Annotated in this window: 16 protein-coding genes and 1 pseudogene; 9 read left to right on the forward strand and 8 right to left on the reverse strand. The window is 40.4% G+C overall.

Annotation, left to right across the window (positions count from 1 at the left end; translation table 11 throughout):
- Positions 1-8: 8 nt before the first annotated feature.
- A pseudogene (locus DIZ80_11825) lies at positions 9-348 on the reverse strand (four helix bundle protein).
- A gap of 54 nt (positions 349-402) precedes the next feature.
- Positions 403-1,692, reverse strand: a complete 1,290-nt coding sequence (locus tag DIZ80_11830) for a signal recognition particle-docking protein FtsY (GenBank protein ID RDH82947.1) — start codon at positions 1,690-1,692, stop codon at positions 403-405.
- Between the two features lie 239 nt (positions 1,693-1,931).
- Between DIZ80_11830 and DIZ80_11835 the strand changes: the two genes are divergently transcribed.
- The 6 genes from DIZ80_11835 (at position 1,932) to ggt (ending at position 8,191) form a co-directional block, all read left to right on the forward strand.
- Entirely contained in the window at positions 1,932-3,320 is a 1,389-nt protein-coding gene (locus tag DIZ80_11835; GenBank protein RDH83166.1) for a peptidase M16, read from the forward strand.
- On the forward strand, positions 3,310-4,635 hold the full coding sequence (locus DIZ80_11840) for a peptidase M16 (protein ID RDH82948.1): 1,326 nt from the start codon (positions 3,310-3,312) through the stop codon (positions 4,633-4,635). Before DIZ80_11835 ends, DIZ80_11840 begins: the two co-directional genes overlap by 11 nt.
- Positions 4,636-4,808: 173 nt before the next feature.
- On the forward strand, positions 4,809-5,396 hold the full coding sequence (gene rsmD / locus DIZ80_11845; protein RDH82949.1) for a 16S rRNA (guanine(966)-N(2))-methyltransferase RsmD: 588 nt from the start codon (positions 4,809-4,811) through the stop codon (positions 5,394-5,396).
- 99 nt (positions 5,397-5,495) lie between these two features.
- On the forward strand, positions 5,496-5,978 hold the full coding sequence (locus tag DIZ80_11850) for a pantetheine-phosphate adenylyltransferase (protein RDH82950.1): 483 nt from the start codon (positions 5,496-5,498) through the stop codon (positions 5,976-5,978).
- Positions 5,979-6,086: 108 nt separating this feature from the next.
- A complete protein-coding gene (locus DIZ80_11855; GenBank protein ID RDH82951.1) occupies positions 6,087-6,335 on the forward strand; it encodes a ferredoxin in 249 nt (82 codons plus the stop codon).
- A 203-nt stretch (positions 6,336-6,538) separates the two neighbouring features.
- The gene (ggt, locus tag DIZ80_11860; GenBank protein ID RDH82952.1) at positions 6,539-8,191 is read left to right on the forward strand and encodes a gamma-glutamyltransferase; all 1,653 of its coding nucleotides are present in this window, start codon (positions 6,539-6,541) and stop codon (positions 8,189-8,191) included.
- 23 nt (positions 8,192-8,214) lie between these two features.
- Here the strand turns inward: ggt and DIZ80_11865 are convergent, their stop codons facing one another.
- A complete protein-coding gene (locus DIZ80_11865; protein RDH82953.1) occupies positions 8,215-8,490 on the reverse strand; it encodes a hypothetical protein in 276 nt (91 codons plus the stop codon).
- 100 nt (positions 8,491-8,590) lie between these two features.
- Here DIZ80_11865 and DIZ80_11870 point away from each other — a divergent pair, with 100 nt between their 5' ends.
- Both DIZ80_11870 and DIZ80_11875 read left to right on the forward strand, forming a co-directional pair.
- A complete protein-coding gene (locus tag DIZ80_11870; protein ID RDH82954.1) occupies positions 8,591-9,124 on the forward strand; it encodes a molybdopterin adenylyltransferase in 534 nt (177 codons plus the stop codon).
- 200 nt (positions 9,125-9,324) lie between these two features.
- Positions 9,325-9,930 (forward strand): alkyl hydroperoxide reductase, encoded by a 606-nt coding sequence (locus tag DIZ80_11875; GenBank protein ID RDH82955.1) that lies wholly within the window; start codon positions 9,325-9,327, stop codon positions 9,928-9,930.
- A gap of 329 nt (positions 9,931-10,259) precedes the next feature.
- On the opposite strand, the gene DIZ80_11880 is transcribed toward DIZ80_11875, so the two are convergent.
- From DIZ80_11880 to DIZ80_11900, 5 genes are read right to left on the reverse strand one after another with little or no spacing between them, the layout of a single operon-like run.
- Complete coding sequence (locus tag DIZ80_11880; GenBank protein RDH82956.1) at positions 10,260-11,075, reverse strand: DNA-formamidopyrimidine glycosylase; 816 nt, start codon at positions 11,073-11,075, stop codon at positions 10,260-10,262.
- Positions 11,068-11,910 (reverse strand): hypothetical protein, encoded by an 843-nt coding sequence (locus DIZ80_11885; GenBank protein RDH82957.1) that lies wholly within the window; start codon positions 11,908-11,910, stop codon positions 11,068-11,070. The genes DIZ80_11880 and DIZ80_11885 overlap by 8 nt, the downstream gene beginning before the upstream one ends.
- Positions 11,911-11,917: 7 nt before the next feature.
- Positions 11,918-13,288 carry a hypothetical protein gene (locus tag DIZ80_11890; GenBank protein ID RDH82958.1) on the reverse strand — a complete coding sequence of 457 codons (1,371 nt, stop codon included), beginning with the start codon at positions 13,286-13,288 and terminating at the stop codon, positions 11,918-11,920.
- Positions 13,288-14,040, reverse strand: coding sequence for an ABC transporter permease (locus DIZ80_11895; protein ID RDH82959.1), 753 nt, complete (start codon positions 14,038-14,040; stop codon positions 13,288-13,290). Before DIZ80_11895 ends, DIZ80_11890 begins: the two co-directional genes overlap by 1 nt.
- Positions 14,037-14,975 (reverse strand): ABC transporter ATP-binding protein, encoded by a 939-nt coding sequence (locus DIZ80_11900; protein RDH82960.1) that lies wholly within the window; start codon positions 14,973-14,975, stop codon positions 14,037-14,039. Before DIZ80_11900 ends, DIZ80_11895 begins: the two co-directional genes overlap by 4 nt.
- Positions 14,976-15,076: 101 nt before the next feature.
- Between DIZ80_11900 and DIZ80_11905 the strand changes: the two genes are divergently transcribed.
- Positions 15,077-17,071 (forward strand): hydantoinase, encoded by a 1,995-nt coding sequence (locus tag DIZ80_11905; protein ID RDH82961.1) that lies wholly within the window; start codon positions 15,077-15,079, stop codon positions 17,069-17,071.
- Positions 17,072-17,081 lie beyond the last annotated feature (10 nt).

Genomic DNA, 17,081 nt, shown 5'->3' on the forward strand with positions numbered 1-17,081 from the left:
GTCGTAAGTCAAAATTTTAGATACTTCATAAGCCCTGTCAACATGGCTGATAGCTCTTTGGTTTCTTTTATCCAGATGTTACCAGTCGCGCTGGAAATGTAGCCAATTTCTATGCCTATATATTTGAGTTCTTAACTCGGCACATGAGCCTTTGGCGTAATTCAAAAAATTACGCTTATCTTTATCAGTATCCCGCCCAAAGGCTTCAGCAATGTTGCCAGGAACAGATAATCCGGAACGGGTAATCTGATCCTTAAACCCAAAGTCTTTCAAATCAACAAGGTAACGATAAATTTCAACCGATAACCGAGAAGACCGTTTCCAAACATCCATATCTTCAAAACGCATAACAACTCCTTTGTTTAAGCTTTTGACTAACGACTTAAGACTTACGACTATCTTCTAATCCGGTATTTTATCTAATAGTGCATCAACAAATTCAGTTGCATGAAATTCACGCAGATCATCAATGCTTTCACCCACACCGATAAAACGAATGGGTAAGCCCAGTTTTTCTGCGATAGCGAATAAAATGCCACCCTTGGCTGTGCCATCGAGTTTAGTCAGAATTAAACCGGTAATACCCATCGCTTCATTAAACTGTTGAGCCTGTATTAAACCATTCTGGCCAAAACCCGCATCCATAACGAGCAGGGTTTCATGAGGAGCTGAATCATCCAGTTTACCCATGACGCGTTTAATTTTAATTAACTCATCCATTAGATTCATTTGAGTATGTAAACGTCCTGCGGTATCAGCGATAACGATATCGATATTTTTTGATTTGGCTGATTCAATGGCATCATAAATAACCGATGCGGAATCTGCACCGGTTCCCTGTGCTACAACCGCAATTTCATTGCGCTCGCCCCAGGTTTGTAGTTGCTCAACTGCCGCTGCACGGAAGGTATCACCGGCTGCAAGTAAAACAGATTTTCCCTGTGCCTGATAACGTTTTGCCAGTTTACCTATGGTGGTTGTTTTACCCGCACCATTAATGCCGATAACAAGAATAACGAAAGGTGATTTTGTTTCATCAATAACAAGTGGCTGATCTACGGGCTGTAAAATTTCAACCATATCATCACAAAGAGCATTAAACAGGGCAATCGGATCTTTAAGCTCATTACGTGAAATACGTTTAGTCAGGTCGGTTATAATGCGATCGGTGGCTTCTACTCCTACATCTGCTGTCAGCAGGCGCATTTCCAGTTCTTCGAGTAACTCTTCATCGATGACCTTTTTGCCCAGTAGCAGGTCAGCCATGCCATCGGTTAATCCTGCACGTGTTTTATCCAGGCTATCTTTAAGGTATACAAACGAGCTTTCTTCTTTTGCTTTTGCCCATTCTTCAGCGGTTGGCGGTGTAAATGAAGAGCCGCCTTTTACCTCTGTTGGTTTCTCTTCTGGTTTTTCTATTTCAGTGTTGTCTTGCTGAATGTCTGCACGGGTTTCTTTTGCTGCATCTTCTTTTATCTCTTCCTGTGTGACTTCTATAACAGCAGGTGATGCTTCTTCAGCTTGTGCTGGCGCTGGGCTGCTAACCTGCTTGCGTGCCCCTGCAGGTGTGAAAGATGCACCTGATTTTATTGCAGGTGTGCTGCTTTCATTGCTGAGTTCTGTCGAGTTCTCATTATCAGTTTCAGAGGTAACTTCAGAATTTTCTTTGTCGCGGCGTAAAAAACCAAACATAATTTATTAAAGTGCTTGTGTATAAGGAGGGGCTTATCCTATCATCGCGTGGAACTCAGGTTAAGTATTCCGGTCATTATTCTTCAGATCGGATTGATAAGTTAAGCGTAAACGGGTGAATATCTCCGGGATATAGCCATTTATAGTTGGAATAGTTACTTTAACCACCTATTTTTACTTACAGGGTAAATTGAATGATTTTAAAGAAATACAGTGCATTGCTCGTGTGTTCGGGCTTGATGTTAGGTTTGTCTGCCTGTCAGACGAATCCGGGTAAAACGACACAAACTGAGTCGAAAATCAGTGTGAGTGAGTCGGGTGTGCATAGTTTTATGCTGAATAACGGCATGAAAGTGCTGGTTAAGCCTGATCACCGTTCACCGGTTGCGGTTTCACAGGTGTGGTACAAGGTGGGCAGTTCTTATGAGTATGACGGGGTAACCGGTGTTTCTCATGCGCTTGAGCATATGATGTTTAAGGGAACTAAAAAACTGGAACCCGGTGAATTCTCGGAAATTATTGCGGCTAATGGCGGCAGTGAAAATGCCTTCACCGGGCAGGATTACACGGCTTACTTTCAACGCATATCCAGTGATCGTCTGGAGTTATGTTTTGAACATGAAGCTGATCGCATGCGTAACCTTCAGTTAAATGAAGCAGAATTTAAAAAAGAAATTGAAGTTATTAAAGAAGAACGTCGCTCTCGCACAGAAGACAAACCAACTTCTTTAACTTATGAGCGATTCAATGCAGCCGCTTTTATTAATTCCAGTTACCAGCAGCCAATCATTGGCTGGATGGAAGATCTGGATAGTATGGAATTAAAAGATTTAAGTCAGTGGTATAAAACCTGGTATGCACCGAATAATGCAACCCTGGTGGTGGCAGGTGATGTTGACCCAGCACAGATAAAAACATGGGCTGAAAAATATTTCGGTGTATTAGAAATTTCGGACATTACGCCACCTAAACCGCGTCGTGAAGTTAAACAAATGGGTGAGCGGCGTATAACGGTTAAAGTGCCGGCAAAGGTTCCTTATTTATTAATGGGTTATAAAGCACCCGTAATGAATACTGCAAAAGATGAAAAAGATATTTATGCATTAGAAGTGCTTGCGGGTGTACTTGATGGTGGTGACAGTAGTCGCTTAAGTCAGCGACTGGTGCGTGAAACAGAAATTGCAACGTCTGCCGGTGCGGGTTATGACCCTTATGCAAGACAGCAAACATTATTTTTATTTGATGGTATGCCACGAGCAGGTCACAGTGTTGAAGAGCTGGAAGTCGCGATTAAAAAACAGATCAGTGAAATTCAAAATAAAGCACCCTCCGTGCAGGAACTTAATCGTGTGAAAGCACAGGTAATGGCCTCATCAGTTTATGAAAAAGATTCTGTTTTTTATCAGGCGATGCAGTTGGGTACTTTAGAAACTGTGGGTGTTGGCTGGCAGAAAAAAGATGAATACCTGAAAAACATTCAGCAGGTAACTGCAGAGCAGGTTCAGGCAGTGGCAAAAAAATATTTACAGGATGATAGTTTGACAGTGGCTGTATTAGATCCGCAATCGACAGATACTGCAAAACAGAAGAGAAGAAAAGCTGCTGCAGGAGGTCGTCATGGTCATTAATAAAAGTTTAGTTACATTAGGCCTTCTGTTTGTTCAGGGCCTGGTATTTGCATCACCTGATATTCAGCATTGGCAGACAGAAAACGGTGCGGATGTTTATTTTGTACCATCAAATGATATTCCGATGGTTGATGTTCGTATTGTTTTTGATGCGGGTAGTGCACGTGATTCGGAAGTAGGTAACAACCTGGCTGGCACTGCAATCATGACTAATGGTTTGTTATCTGAGGGTGCCGCGGGTGATGATGCGCAAGTGCTAGCCGAAAAGTTTGAAGCGGTTGGCGCTTCTTTTAGTAATGGTTCTTTAAAAGATATGGCGTGGTTAAGTGTGCGTAGTTTGCGTGATGATCGATATTTGCAGCCTGCATTAATTAATCTGAAAAATATTTTAAGTTTACCTGATTTTTCAAAAGCGTCTTTTAAACGTGAAATTGAACGATTAAAAATTTCAGTGAAAGCAGGAAAACAATCCCCCGCAACAATTGCATCATTACGTTTTTATGCTGAGTTGTATGGCGATCATCCTTATGCACAACCCAGTGAAGGTACAGATGAAAGTTTGAAAAAAATAAAACTGAATCATCTGAAAGCGTTTTATAAAAAATACTATGTCGCAAAAAATGCGGTAATTGGCATTGTTGGTCAGCTGACAACAGAAGAGGCTAAAAAAATAGCAGCTGATCTGGTTGCAGATTTACCTGCGGGAGAACATGCTAAAAAATTACCTGAAGTGAAAGCGTTAACAGAAGCAAAAACTATTCACATAGATTTTCCATCAAGACAAAGTAGTGTGATGATGGGGCAGGTAGGCATGGCCAGGGGGGATGTGGATTACTATGCATTGTATCTGGCTAATCATGCGTTCGGTGGTAGCGGTTTTGGTTCACGTTTAATGCAGGAAGTGCGAGAAGAGCGTGGTCTGGCTTACAGTGTGTATAGTTATTATTCACCCATGCATGCACAGGGCCCATTCATGATTGGTTTGAAAACACGTAACGACCAACTTGAACAGGCGATGGGTATTATTAATTTAGAGTTAAAAAAATATGTAAATGAAGGTCCGGAGCAGGATGAGTTGCAGGACAGTTTAAAAAATATTACCGGTGGTTTTCCTCTGCGCATTGATAGCAACAAGAAAATTGTAGAATACTTATCAGTGATTGGTTTTTATGATCTGCCGCTGGATTATCTGGATACTTTTGTTGGTAGCGTGAATCAACAGGATAAGATAAAAGTAGATGATGCATTAAAACGTCGAGTTCATCCGGATAAGATGTTGACGGTGATAGTCGGTGCGAAGAGTGATCAGGAGTAAATAACACCACTTTTAGTTATGCTGAAAGAGCAGTTTTTGTCTCGTTCCCATGCTCTGCGTGGGAGCGAAAAATGTGGTAGCAATAAATTGTATGTGCTCCTTCAGGTGCACAAAAGTTTAAAAAACATAAATGATATAATGTGCGCCTGAAGGCGTACCTACAGAAGTTAACAATGGCAAAACAACAGAGAAAAGCTTCCGCAGGAAAACTCCGTATCATTGGTGGAAAATGGCGTAGCCGATTTTTACAGGTTGCAGACCTTCCCGGTTTAAGGCCGACAACTGATCGTGTGCGTGAAACATTATTTAACTGGTTGCAGAATGATGTGGCCGGTGCGCAGTGTCTGGATTTATTTGCGGGTAGTGGTGCCCTGGGGTTTGAAGCAGCGTCACGAGGTGCAGCTTCTGTATTGATGTTGGAAAAACAGAGCCCGGCAGTAAGAATATTAAATGCTAATGTGCAGGAATTAAATGCAGATACCGTTCAGGTCCTGCAACAGGATGCCATTGGCTGGTTAAATTCAAACCCGCCGACTATTTTTGATATAGTTTTTATCGACCCACCGTTTGCGAGTGACTATCTTGCACCGGCCTGTCAGTTACTGGAAGATAAGCAGTGTTTGTCTGAGCATGCCTGCATCTATCTTGAGATGGATCGTAAAGATGACCTGCCGGAGTTACCACAGGGCTGGAATGTTGTAAGAGAGAAAAAAGCCGGTCAGGTAAGCTATTATCTAGTCAGGCGGAATTACGACGGGTAAAGAGCAGTGTGCCCCGGTTGTCAGTTATGAATTCTCCTGTAGGAGTTAGTTTTAGCTGACGATCAGGGTTACCCATTAGTTTATTTAAGAGGAAACACCATGTCGGTGATAGCAGTCTACCCGGGTACTTTTGACCCGATTACCAATGGTCACAGTGATCTGGTAGCCAGAGCATCGGGTTTGTTTGATAAGGTCATTGTTGCCATTGCAGCAAGCCCGTCAAAAGCGCCTTTACTTGATTTAGAGCATCGAATTCGACTTGCAGAACAGGTGCTGGATAAACATAATAACGTCGAAATTTGTGGCTTCTCAGATTTACTGGTGGATTTTGTGCGCAAAAGGCATGCAAACGTGATTCTCAGAGGGTTACGAGTAGTCTCAGATTTTGAGTTTGAGATGCAGCTTGCGAGTATGAATCGACATCTGGCTGCAGAAATAGAAACCCTGTTTCTGACGCCCTCTGAAAAGAGCAGTTTTATTTCGTCTTCACTGGTGAAAGAAATAGCCTCCCATAAAGGTGATGTATCTGAATTTGTGCATCCATTAGTTGTGGATGCGCTGCAGGAAAAGTATTCAGCATAAAGGCATGTGACAAGTAAGGGCGAATTGACCTGTTATAAGGTATAATCATCCGCTAATATTACCGGTCTCCCCGTGAGACTCTTTAAATTTATAAAGTAGGGCTAAAAAATGGCATTGATCATAACTGACGAATGCATTAACTGTGATGTATGTGAACCGGAATGTCCAAATGAGGCAATTGAAGCCGGTGATGAAATTTACGAGATAGATCCGAGTAAATGCACCGAATGTATCGGGCATTATGATACACCTCAGTGTGTAGAGGTATGTCCGGTTGACTGTATTCCTAAAGATCCGGATCATGAAGAGACGGAAGACGAGCTGATGGATAAATACAAATTGCTCACCGGGGAATAAATACTACCTGATTTTAAAAAAGGCTCCTATATGGAGCCTTTTTTTTAAGTCGTAAGTCGTAAGACAAAAGACAAAAGACAAAAGACAAAAGACAAAAGACAAAAGACAAAAGACAAAGACAAAAGCTAAACAGGCGAAGCCTGACTGCTTTGACTGACGACTACTGACTTAAGACTTACGACTTCTTTAAAAGGCCATAAAAAATGAAATATTACATAGCCATACTACTATTCATTTTCTCTACAAATTTACGAGCTGAAGCTGGCATAGCGACTGCGCATCCACTCGCTACAGAAGCGGGTGAGAAAATTCTTGCACAGGGTGGTAACGCATTTGATGCGGCAGTTGCAATTAGTGCCGCACTGGCAGTTGTAGAACCCTATAGTTCGGGTATCGGTGGTGGTGGTTTCTGGTTGTTGCATCGAAGTAGCGATGGCTTTGAAACCATGATTGATGGCAGAGAAAAAGCCCCTTTAAAAGCTCATCGCGATATGTATCTTGATAAAGAAGGTGATGTCATTCCGGGTGCGTCAATGAATGGCGCACTGGCAGCCGGCATTCCCGGTGTGCCAGCTGCACTTGAACATTTATCTAAAAAATATGGAAAACTCAGTTTAAATAAAAGCTTACAACCCGCTATTGAGTATGCGGAAAATGGTTTTGTAGTTACACCTCATTATATTCGTATGATCAAGTTTCGCCTTGAAGCACTCAGGGCATCACCAGCAGCGGCATCTATTTTTTTAAAAAATAATGATGTGCCCGTTGAAGGTGACATTATTAAGCAGGCTGATCTGGCAAAAACATTAAAGTTAATGGCAGAAAAAGGTTCGGCAGGTTTTTATACGGGAGCGTTGGCGCAAAAGTTAATACGCGGTGTTGCAGAGGCGGGAGGAATATGGAGTCATGAAGATTTAAAAAAATATTTTGTAATAGAGCGTAAACCCATCACAGGAAAGTTTCATGAAATGAAAATTACTTCTGCTGCACCACCTTCTTCAGGAGGTATAGCAATAGTAGAAATTCTGAATCAGTTGTCTCATTATTCTTTAAGTAATTTAGATAAACCTCAATTAATTCATTTAACCATTGAAGCTATGCGTAGAGCGTATCGTGACAGGGCTCAGTTTTTAGGTGACACAGATTTTGTCTCAGTGCCGGTTGAGCGTTTAATCAGTCAGGATTATGCGGCGGGTTTAGCGGCCAGCATACATCCGGACAAAGCGATGCCGAGTGAATTGCTGCCTGGTGTTGTGCATGAAAATAATAGTAGGGATACAACGCATTTTTCTGTAATTGATCACCAGGGAAATCGTGTGTCAGCAACCTTATCAATTAATTATCCATTTGGTTCGTGTTTTGTTGCGCCAGGCACCGGTGTTTTGCTTAATGATGAAATGGATGACTTTTCTGCTAAGCCGGGTGTAGCGAATGCTTATGGATTAGTTGGTGCTGAAGCTAATGCCATTGAACCGGGTAAACGTATGTTGTCGAGTATGTCGCCTACTTTTCTTGAAACAGATGATCGTATGGCTGTGATTGGTACACCCGGTGGCAGTCGTATTATTACTATGGTGCTGCTTGGTAGTTTGCGTTTTTACTTTGGTGACGATGCAGACGGTATTGTAAACGCACCGAGATTCCATCATCAGTATTTGCCTGATAGTGTTGCGTATGAGCCGCAAGCATTCAGTAATGAAACTTTACTGGTGTTAAAAAATAAAAAACATAAGTTAAAACAGGCACAACAAAGCTGGGGAAATATGCAGGTGGTAGTGATGGATAAAAGAAATAAAAAAATGACGGCCGCATCTGATAAACGAGGCGAAGGAAAAGCTAAAATTATTGCTGATTAATGGGTTGAATTATTAATCAGCAATTATTCCAGACCGAAGCTATCACTATCGCTTTTTGATATGCGTGTTTCTTCTTCTTTGATTTTTTCAATACAGCGTAATAACTTCATACGTTCATGTTCTGCCAGACCATGATTCATATAACGATCAGCAGCAGTTAATAATTCTTCGTAATACTTCAGGCGAAAGTTATGATTGAGCAGCGATTTTGCGATATAGAAGGGATCTTTATCGTGTTCTTTCATTGTGCCAGCTGCAACCAGTGCGGTTTTTAACTCAATGTCTGTTGGTTTACTCATAGCTATAAGTTTAGTAGTTAATTTAAATAATTATATAAGAATTTTATGGATTAAAAATTGATATAATAGGGTTCATTTCACAATGTTGACAGGTTTAACTATGTCCAAAATTAAAATAGGCGTATTAACCGCCTCAGACCGTGCTAGCGCTGGTGTGTATGAGGACCTTTCGGGGCAGGCTATTATTGATACTTTAAACGAGTATCTGGTATCAGACTGGGAGCCTGTCTATAAAGTGATACCGGATGACCAGCCGGGCGTAGAAGAAACCCTGATTGAAATGGCAGATAAATCTAAATGCTGTTTGATTGTAACCACAGGTGGTACAGGGCCAGCCCCAAGAGATCTGGTGCCAGAGGCGACGGCTGCTGTATGTGAAAAAATGATGCCTGGTTTTGGTGAGTTAATGCGTCAGGTGAGTTTGCAGTATGTGCCCACAGCAATTTTGTCTCGTCAGACAGCGGGTATCAGAGGGCAGAGCTTAATTGTTAATCTTCCCGGTAAACCAAAGTCTATCAGAGAGTGTCTGGATGCTGTTTTTCCTGCTATCCCTTATTGTGTGGACTTAATTGAAGGGCCTTTTCTTGAGGCGAATGAAGAAATAATTAAGGTTTTCCGTCCTAAGGCAAAATAATACAAGCAATTATTTAAGGGCTTTTGTTAGTTATTGAATTTATCTATCGGACTGATAGATATTATTTACGCAATATTGAAAGAAAAGGGTTTGAATTTACTCCATTTAACTTTATCTTACGGGTCTGATTTTTTAATAATATTTCTTACAGATCAGGTATTACTGATTTGTTATAGAGAATAATAACTAAGGAGACTCTCATGGGTGTACTAGTCGGTCGTGACGCGCCAGATTTCACTGCAGCAGCAGTATTAGGTAATGGCGAAATTGTTGAAGATTTTAATTTTAAGAGTGCAACTAAAGGTAAAAATGCAGTTGTTTTCTTTTATCCATTAGATTTTACATTTGTGTGTCCATCAGAGCTAATTGCTTTTGATCACCGTCTGGAAGAGTTTAAAAAACGCAATGTCGAAGTAATTGGTGTATCAATTGATTCTCAGTTTTCTCATAATGCATGGCGTAATACAGCAATTAATGATGGCGGCATCGGCCAGGTTGGTTATACATTAGTTGCTGACGTTAAGCATGATATTTGTCAGGCATATGATGTTGAGCATCCTGATGCAGGCGTAGCTTTCCGTGGTTCTTTTCTGATTGATACTAATGGCATGGTAAGACACCAGGTTGTTAATGATCTGCCTCTAGGTCGTAATATTGATGAAATGTTACGCATGATCGATGCACTTGCGTTCCACGAAGAGCATGGTGAAGTTTGTCCTGCTGGCTGGAAAGACGGTGATAAAGGTATGGATGCGTCACCTAAAGGTGTAGCTGACTATCTTGCATCAGAGTCTGATAAGCTTTAAAAAGTCGTAAGTCCAAAGTCGTAAGTCTTAAGTCAAGAGCTTGAGGCTGCGGCTTCCGGGTTTAAATTTCCTTATACCTTTACTCCTCACTCATTACCTTACCCACATCTTCAAAAAAACTGCTATTAAACGGGTCTTCGTTATTTGCAGTTAATCCTAAAAAGACTAAACCAAAAAATATAGTAATGAAAATAACAGCACCAATGATGTTGCCTATATCTATGGGTTTTTGTTTTTTGTTCTTTGCCATCTCTACGCTCAATAATATCTATATGGATATCCTAGAATATTATTAGAATAATATAAAGCCTGCTAAACAGCTGTTTTTATTATTTCTGGCAGTTTGTACAATAAAAAGTTGAGCGCTGGGCCTGAGTAATCTGTTTAATGGCTTTACCACAGTTAGGGCAGGGTTTATTGGTCAGGCCATATACTAATAATGTCTGTTGAAAGTATCCGGGGCTTCCATCCTGTTGTGTGAAATCACGCAATGTAGTGCCGCCCTGCTCAATTGAACGTTTTAATATGTTTTTTACAGCGCTAACCAGCTTTACATATCGTTGGAGTGATATTTTATGTGCTAAACGCTTTGGATTAATGCCCGCCGTAAACAAAGATTCATTTGCATAAATATTACCAACGCCTACCACGATATGACTGTTCATTAAAAATGTTTTAATAGCGACCTTTCTATTTCTGCTTGATTCAAAAAGATACTGTGCCGTGAATTCATCTTCGAGAGGTTCGGGTCCCAGTTTGGATAAAAGCTTATGTTTTAATGGGTCTTTTTTTGTCCATAAAACTGCGCCGAAGCGTCTGGGGTCACGTAAACGTAATACTTTGTTATTGCTAAAGATGATATCAAAATGATCGTGTTTATCAGGTGGTGTTGATTTATTGAGAATACGTAAGCTACCCGACATGCCAAGATGCAGAATGACCGTACCAGCCTCTGTAGTGAGTAATATATATTTCCCTCTGCGTTCAACTGTTTGAATTTTTTGACCACTCAGTTGTTTCTTTATTGATGAGGGTATAGGCCAGCGAAGATTCTTTTGTCGAATAATAACATCAGTTACTTTCTTGTTAAGGATGTGTGGTTTAATTCCTCGTCGTGATGTTTCTACTTCAGGTAACTCAGGCATCGGGTGAGTCCGGCTTTAAGTTTCCATATAAGATATTTTTAAGAGAATTATCTAAGTGGTACTCAATGTTTATTTCTGGTATGGCCAGGATAAGCCATGGATCATCATCTGTTATTTCAAAAGTAATGGTTTCTGACCTGTCTCTGATTTCTATCTTTCCGAGTTGTTTACGAGGCATATATTTATGAACAGCAAAAGCCTGTGCAGATTTCCAGTGTTGAAGTAAAGACTGTATCTGATCGGCATTGAGTTTATTTGCTTTTGAAGATTCCCATGTATCATTTACAAGCTGGATTAAGGTGGAAGGAGTTTCAATTCGTTTGATAGTAAAATCATCAGGAATAAGAGATAAATCTATAAAGCTGGCAGCCTGCGCGCTGACTAATGGGTAGACCTGATCATTGAGTAAAACCATTTTGTTGTCTGCGAGTAAATAACGTTTGTTATTAACCGGGTTGGTTTTCCCAAATAAAACATCTGTCTGGTCAAATGTTATTCGAGCCCTGGGTGGCTCTAATGCATAATCGCTTAAATCAAGTGCCTCTATATCGTAACGAGTATCAACAGGTGTCTGTATCAGGCCTAGCAAGGTGTTTATTCTAAATTGATGAGCCTTTAAGTTATATGGGCTAGTCATGCGCCAGATATTGTTGTTGTCTTTATTAAATTTTATATCATGGGTTGAGTTTTTATGTATTTGAATGGTGTTTATTTTATCTGTATTCATCGAAGTTAAAAGGTTGATGTTTATATTATCATTTCGATTTGAAAATATAAAAATTGAAATGATTAAAAAAACAAATAAACCAATATTAACTAAAGTTCTATTATTCATTAAGGCTTTACTTTTTGTGCCGTTTGAACCAGATGCTTGCACCGATTATAAAAAATAAAACAGGAAGTGCAATCAGGAACAAAAGGCCTAAGATGGCAGCAACTGGTGCAGAAAGGTTAAGCTGCAAATCAGGCGCGTCTTTTGGTGATATGGAAATTAACTGATCGTCCTGTGCAAGCCAGTTGAAAGTGTTGAGAATGAAATCAAGATTAGCGCCATTGCCAAGGTAATTGTTAGCAATAAAGTCGGTGTCGCCAATTATGACAATACGTTGGTCGGATGATTTTTCTGCGGATGATATTTCGCGTTGTTGTGCAATGCCAATAACCAGTGGCCCGGAAAAATCTTCTTCTTTATTGAATTCAACACCGAGTATAAAGTTTTTTGTTTCAGACCAGCTGCTATCTGATGTGATTAACAGGTCTGAAACCAGCCAGTCGGATTCGCTGTTATTGTTGTCATTGGTGATAGCAGCAGCGGTGGTGAATAAAGTGAAGTACTGCATCTTCTCAGTTATAGGGTGAACTTTGTATTCAAGAACAGGAATAATTGCTGGGTGACTAAGTTTAAGCATGCGGTTAACTTCCTGATTGTTATCAACCACAACACCAGCGACAAAGTTTATATTCAGGAGCTTGCTCAATGTTGATTGAGAATCATCTATTGACGGATCCTGTAACCATAATAAATGTCCGCCATTTTCAATATACTGTAGTATTTTTTTCTGTTCGTTATCCAGTAGTGGCTTATTTATAGAGGCCAGTACTAGTATGGTGTTTTTAGTTGTTAGGCTTTGTTGTAGTAAATTAATATTTTTAACATCGAAACCTCTGGTTAATAATTTACCTGCAAGTTGACTGTAACCAACAGGTGAGTCGTCATTGATGCTGCGCTCTCCATGTTGACTTAAAAAGTATATTTCAGGTTTTATTGCTCGCTGTAAACGGATCAGCGCATTAGTTATGGCTTCTTCAGATAGTTTTTCAATGCGTTCTGTGTTTCCATTGTATTCAATAACTGTCTGTCCATAACGTTGAATGTTATCTGCTTTGGCCTGCTCAATAAAAATATCAGGGTTAATCAGCTGGAATGTAAAATTATTCTTGTTAGTTTTATAACGTGTCAGTATTTCATTGATAGCTTTATTCAGTGCCGGATCGTCTGGTTGGTAGCTGCGTAACTTAACATCAAAGGGCAGCAGACTTAATAGTTGTAATGTGTCATTGCTTAATGAATGACGTTTTCCAGCTGTCCAGTCGCTACGCTGATTGTATTCATTACTTAACCAGCCGGAAAAACCGATGCAGGCCAGTAATAGCAATATGAATAATATGTGCTGTATGCGATATTGAAGTTTTGATTTTCGGGTAACTATCATTAACTCTGCAACCGTTGAGAATCAAGCTGGCGTATGCTGAGTAAGATAAAGCCAAGACTAAATAAAATAAAATAGGCTATATCTGCAGTATTAACGATACCGCGTAACATTTGAATACTATGATGGGTTATCGACAGGTAATTAAAAAAGTTATTACCTTCAGTTGTTGCGCTACCCGCTATATTGATTATTAAAAGAAGAATTAGCAGGCCAAATGTGCCGGCAGCCGCATTAGCTGGTTGACTGCTCAGCGATGACATATATAAACCAAGAGAAATGAATGCTGCAATAGTCAGAAACTGACCTAACATACCAGATGCAAATTTACCCATATCAAGATCGGTAGATGACAGTAATGAAAGAGGCATCAGGCTTATCAATAAAATAATGATGCTAAAAAATGATAAAGCTCCCAGGTATTTTCCAAGAACAATCTCAGTCATTGATACCGGTGAGGATAATAGTAATTTTAGTGAGCCACTCTGTTTTTCTTCGCTCAGAAGGCGCATGGTAATAAGTGGACAGATTATTAAGAGTAGCACTTTAGAAAAATCAAAAAGAGGGGCAACGATTAAATCGGTTACGCCCGGTGCATTTTTAATGTTGATGAGATCTGGTTGTAATTCAAAAAAATAATCAATAAAACCAAGAAATTTCCACGCCATTATGCCTTGAACAATGCCCATGATTATCCAGGCCAGTGGTGATAAAAACAGACTGCGCAGTTCCCTGGAAGCTATTTGTAATATCATGCTGCACTCTCGATATCTTGATTGCCTTCACCGGAAATTAAATCAAGAAACACCTGTTCAAGTGTGTTTTCTCTCGTGCATATTTCAAGTAATCCCCATTGTTTTTCTACGCAATGCTGGCTGATATCAGCAAGAGAGCCATGTATGTTCTGGCCATTTAACTGATAATAATTGGGAGATACTTCTATAACTGACTCTACTTCTGGTAATGATTGTAAAGAAGATAAATCGGGTGCGTTTTGCAGCCGTAAATTAATCTGACTGGATTTTTTAAGTTCGGAAATTTGTTTATTGATAACTGATTTTCCCTGATGAATCATTTGTACACGACTACATACTGCCTGAACTTCCGGTAATATATGAGTGGATAAAATGATTCCGTGCTGTTCTCCAAGCTCAAGTATTAATTTGCGAATTTCAACCATTTGAATCGGATCGAGCCCTACGGTTGGTTCATCAAGAATAATGATTTCAGGCTGGTGGATAATCGCCTGAGCGATGCCTACACGTTGCTGATAACCTTTAGACAGATTATCTATCAGTCGTTTATGGTGTTTTTCCAGTCCGCATCGTTGAATCGCCTGATCACGCAATGATTTTATCTGGTGTTTATTAACACGGCGTAAACGTGCGGCATAAGTCAGGTATTCTTCGACTGTTAGTTCCGGATACAGTGGTGGTTTGTCAGGCAGGTATCCGATGCTTTTTTTAGCCTGATTGGGCTTGTCGATCAGATCTGCGTCATTAATTATTATTTCGCCCGCACTGGGTGCGAGTACGCCGCAGAGCATTTGCAGGCAGCTGGATTTACCTGCGCCATTGGGGCCAAGTAAAGCAAGAATTTCGCCTTTATGTAATTCAATAGAGACATCGTTTACCGCATGGGTGTCTCCATAATATCTGTGTAAATTTCTGGCCTGAATAAGTGCTGACATGGAGCAAAATAATATCAGGAAATAGTCAGCATACAAGCTTTAAAGATGTTCTTAAGATAGTAGAATGGCATTACGTCTTTTTTATCTTATGTGATTTTATTATGTTAACTCATTGGCTCGGTGTTGATACCGGTGGAACATTTACCGATTTTGTATATTTTGATGGTAAATCAATTCAGATACATAAGGTTCTGTCTACACCTGACGCGCCTGAAAGAGCCATTTTGAAGGGTATAGATGAGCTGGGTATTTCACTGGACGGTTTGCATCTTATTCACGGTTCTACTGTAGCAACGAATGCAGTGCTTGAAGGTAAAGGTGTTAAAACTGTTTATATCACCAATACCGGTTTTGCTGATGTGCTTACGATTGGCCGACAGGCGCGACGTGAATTATATAATTTGATGCCAGAGCCTTCGCTGCCATTAATACCTGCTGATTGCTGTATTGAAGTTAATACGCGTTTGAGTGCAAAGGGTGAGTTGTTAAAGGATTTAAATCAGTCAGATATAGATTGTTTAATAAAGACGATTGAAAAAATAACCCCCGCTTCTGTTGCTATTAATCTGTTATTTTCCTTTGTTGATAATATTCAGGAGCAGAAAATAAAAAAACAGTTAACCGACAGCCTTGAATCTATTTTTGTCTGTTGTTCCAGTGATGTTTTACCTGAATATAAAGAATATGAACGGGGTATGGCAACGGTGTTGAATGCTTATGTCGGGCCTTTGATGCAGGGTTATCTTTATCGCTTGTTGCGGGGGCTGGAGAAAAAGCCCGGTAAGTATGACGTCAGGCCATGTTTATCAGTTTTACAAAGTAGTGGCGGTACTATTCAGGCAGCGCAAGCGGGTAAATATGCCGTTAATTTATTGCTCTCTGGTCCGGCGGGTGGCCTTAAGGGGGCTTTATATGTTGCGGGTCTGAGTGGTGAATCTAAATTAATGAGTTTTGATATGGGTGGCACTTCAACAGATGTCGCTTTGATTGATGAGCGAATAAAATTAAGCTCTGAAGGTTATATTGGCCAGTATCCGGTTGCGGTGCCGATGGTTGATATGCATACCATTGGGGCAGGTGGTGGTTCAATAGCGTATGTGGATGCAGGTGGTTTATTAAATGTCGGGCCGGAATCTGCCGGGGCAAGTCCCGGGCCCGCATGTTATGACCAGGGAGGTATTCTCCCAACCGTGACGGATGCAAATCTGGTGTTGGGGCGATTACAGGCGGAAGGTTTTTTAGGTAAAGGCATGCAGTTAAATGTTGCGGCTGCCAGAGAAGCATTAGGAAAAATAGCGGTTCCGCTTGGCTTGTCAGTTGAAGAGTCAGCACAGGGCATTATTGAAATTGCTAATGAGCATATGGTGAGAGCGCTTCGCACAATATCTGTACAGCGTGGTTTTGATCCGCAGGAATTTGCATTAACCTGTTTTGGCGGTGCTGGTGGTTTGCATGTCTGTGCATTGGCGGATGCATTAAAAATGCAGCGTGCAATTGTGCCGATTCATGGTGGAGTGCTGTCAGCATTAGGCATGTTAGTGGCAGTGCCAGGTCGTGATTTATCGCACTCCTGTATTCAGAAATTATTAAGCAGTGACAGAAAGAATATAGAGAGTTTATTTGTTGAACTGGAGACTCGGGGTATAGACGAACTACAGGATGAAATAACAGTAGAGCCTCGAATTCAACGTTCAGCCGATTTACGTTATCAGGGGCAGAGTTTTACATTAAATTTACCCTGGTCAGATGAATTAAATCAACTTGAGCAGAGCTTTCACGAGCTTCATAAAAACACCTATGGTCACGACCTGGAAATAGATGTGGAGCTGGTTAATTTGCGTGTAAGTATCAAAGGAGATGAGACGGTTTTTAAATTACCCGAATTATCGGAAAATAAAAAAATAGCTACTGTTCAAAAAATAGACTGTTATGGTTTCGAGGAAGAGATTAATGTCTATCAGCGAGAAGAGCTTGCTAAAGGGCAAAAAATAAAAGGTCCGGCATTAATTCTTGAAACGGTTTCTACAACATTAATAGATGCAGGCTGGTCTTGTCTAGTTGATGACTGGGGTAATTTGTTGTTATATAAAAATTAAAAAATAACAC

Origin of the sequence: endosymbiont of Galathealinum brachiosum (assembly GCA_003349885.1) — a bacterium.
In the GTDB taxonomy this organism is placed as follows: Bacteria; Pseudomonadota; Gammaproteobacteria; order SZUA-229; family SZUA-229; genus SZUA-229.

What these genes read in the sequence shown, in the direction of transcription:
- DIZ80_11850 (RDH82950.1), top strand. Translation starts at nt 5,496, where the DNA reads ATGTCGGTGATAGCAGTCTACCCGGGTACTTTTGACCCGATTACCAAT.
- DIZ80_11855 (RDH82951.1), top strand. Translation starts at nt 6,087, where the DNA reads ATGGCATTGATCATAACTGACGAATGCATTAACTGTGATGTATGTGAA.
- DIZ80_11875 (RDH82955.1), top strand. Translation starts at nt 9,325, where the DNA reads ATGGGTGTACTAGTCGGTCGTGACGCGCCAGATTTCACTGCAGCAGCA.
- DIZ80_11900 (RDH82960.1), bottom strand. Translation starts at nt 14,975, where the DNA reads ATGTCAGCACTTATTCAGGCCAGAAATTTACACAGATATTATGGAGAC.
- DIZ80_11880 (RDH82956.1), bottom strand. Translation starts at nt 11,075, where the DNA reads ATGCCTGAGTTACCTGAAGTAGAAACATCACGACGAGGAATTAAACCA.
- DIZ80_11830 (RDH82947.1), bottom strand. Translation starts at nt 1,692, where the DNA reads ATGTTTGGTTTTTTACGCCGCGACAAAGAAAATTCTGAAGTTACCTCT.
- DIZ80_11865 (RDH82953.1), bottom strand. Translation starts at nt 8,490, where the DNA reads ATGAGTAAACCAACAGACATTGAGTTAAAAACCGCACTGGTTGCAGCT.
- DIZ80_11905 (RDH82961.1), top strand. Translation starts at nt 15,077, where the DNA reads ATGTTAACTCATTGGCTCGGTGTTGATACCGGTGGAACATTTACCGAT.
- DIZ80_11835 (RDH83166.1), top strand. Translation starts at nt 1,932, where the DNA reads ATGTTAGGTTTGTCTGCCTGTCAGACGAATCCGGGTAAAACGACACAA.
- DIZ80_11870 (RDH82954.1), top strand. Translation starts at nt 8,591, where the DNA reads ATGTCCAAAATTAAAATAGGCGTATTAACCGCCTCAGACCGTGCTAGC.
- ggt (RDH82952.1), top strand. Translation starts at nt 6,539, where the DNA reads ATGAAATATTACATAGCCATACTACTATTCATTTTCTCTACAAATTTA.
- DIZ80_11890 (RDH82958.1), bottom strand. Translation starts at nt 13,288, where the DNA reads ATGATAGTTACCCGAAAATCAAAACTTCAATATCGCATACAGCACATA.
- DIZ80_11840 (RDH82948.1), top strand. Translation starts at nt 3,310, where the DNA reads ATGGTCATTAATAAAAGTTTAGTTACATTAGGCCTTCTGTTTGTTCAG.
- DIZ80_11895 (RDH82959.1), bottom strand. Translation starts at nt 14,040, where the DNA reads ATGATATTACAAATAGCTTCCAGGGAACTGCGCAGTCTGTTTTTATCA.
- DIZ80_11885 (RDH82957.1), bottom strand. Translation starts at nt 11,910, where the DNA reads ATGAATAATAGAACTTTAGTTAATATTGGTTTATTTGTTTTTTTAATC.
- rsmD (RDH82949.1), top strand. Translation starts at nt 4,809, where the DNA reads ATGGCAAAACAACAGAGAAAAGCTTCCGCAGGAAAACTCCGTATCATT.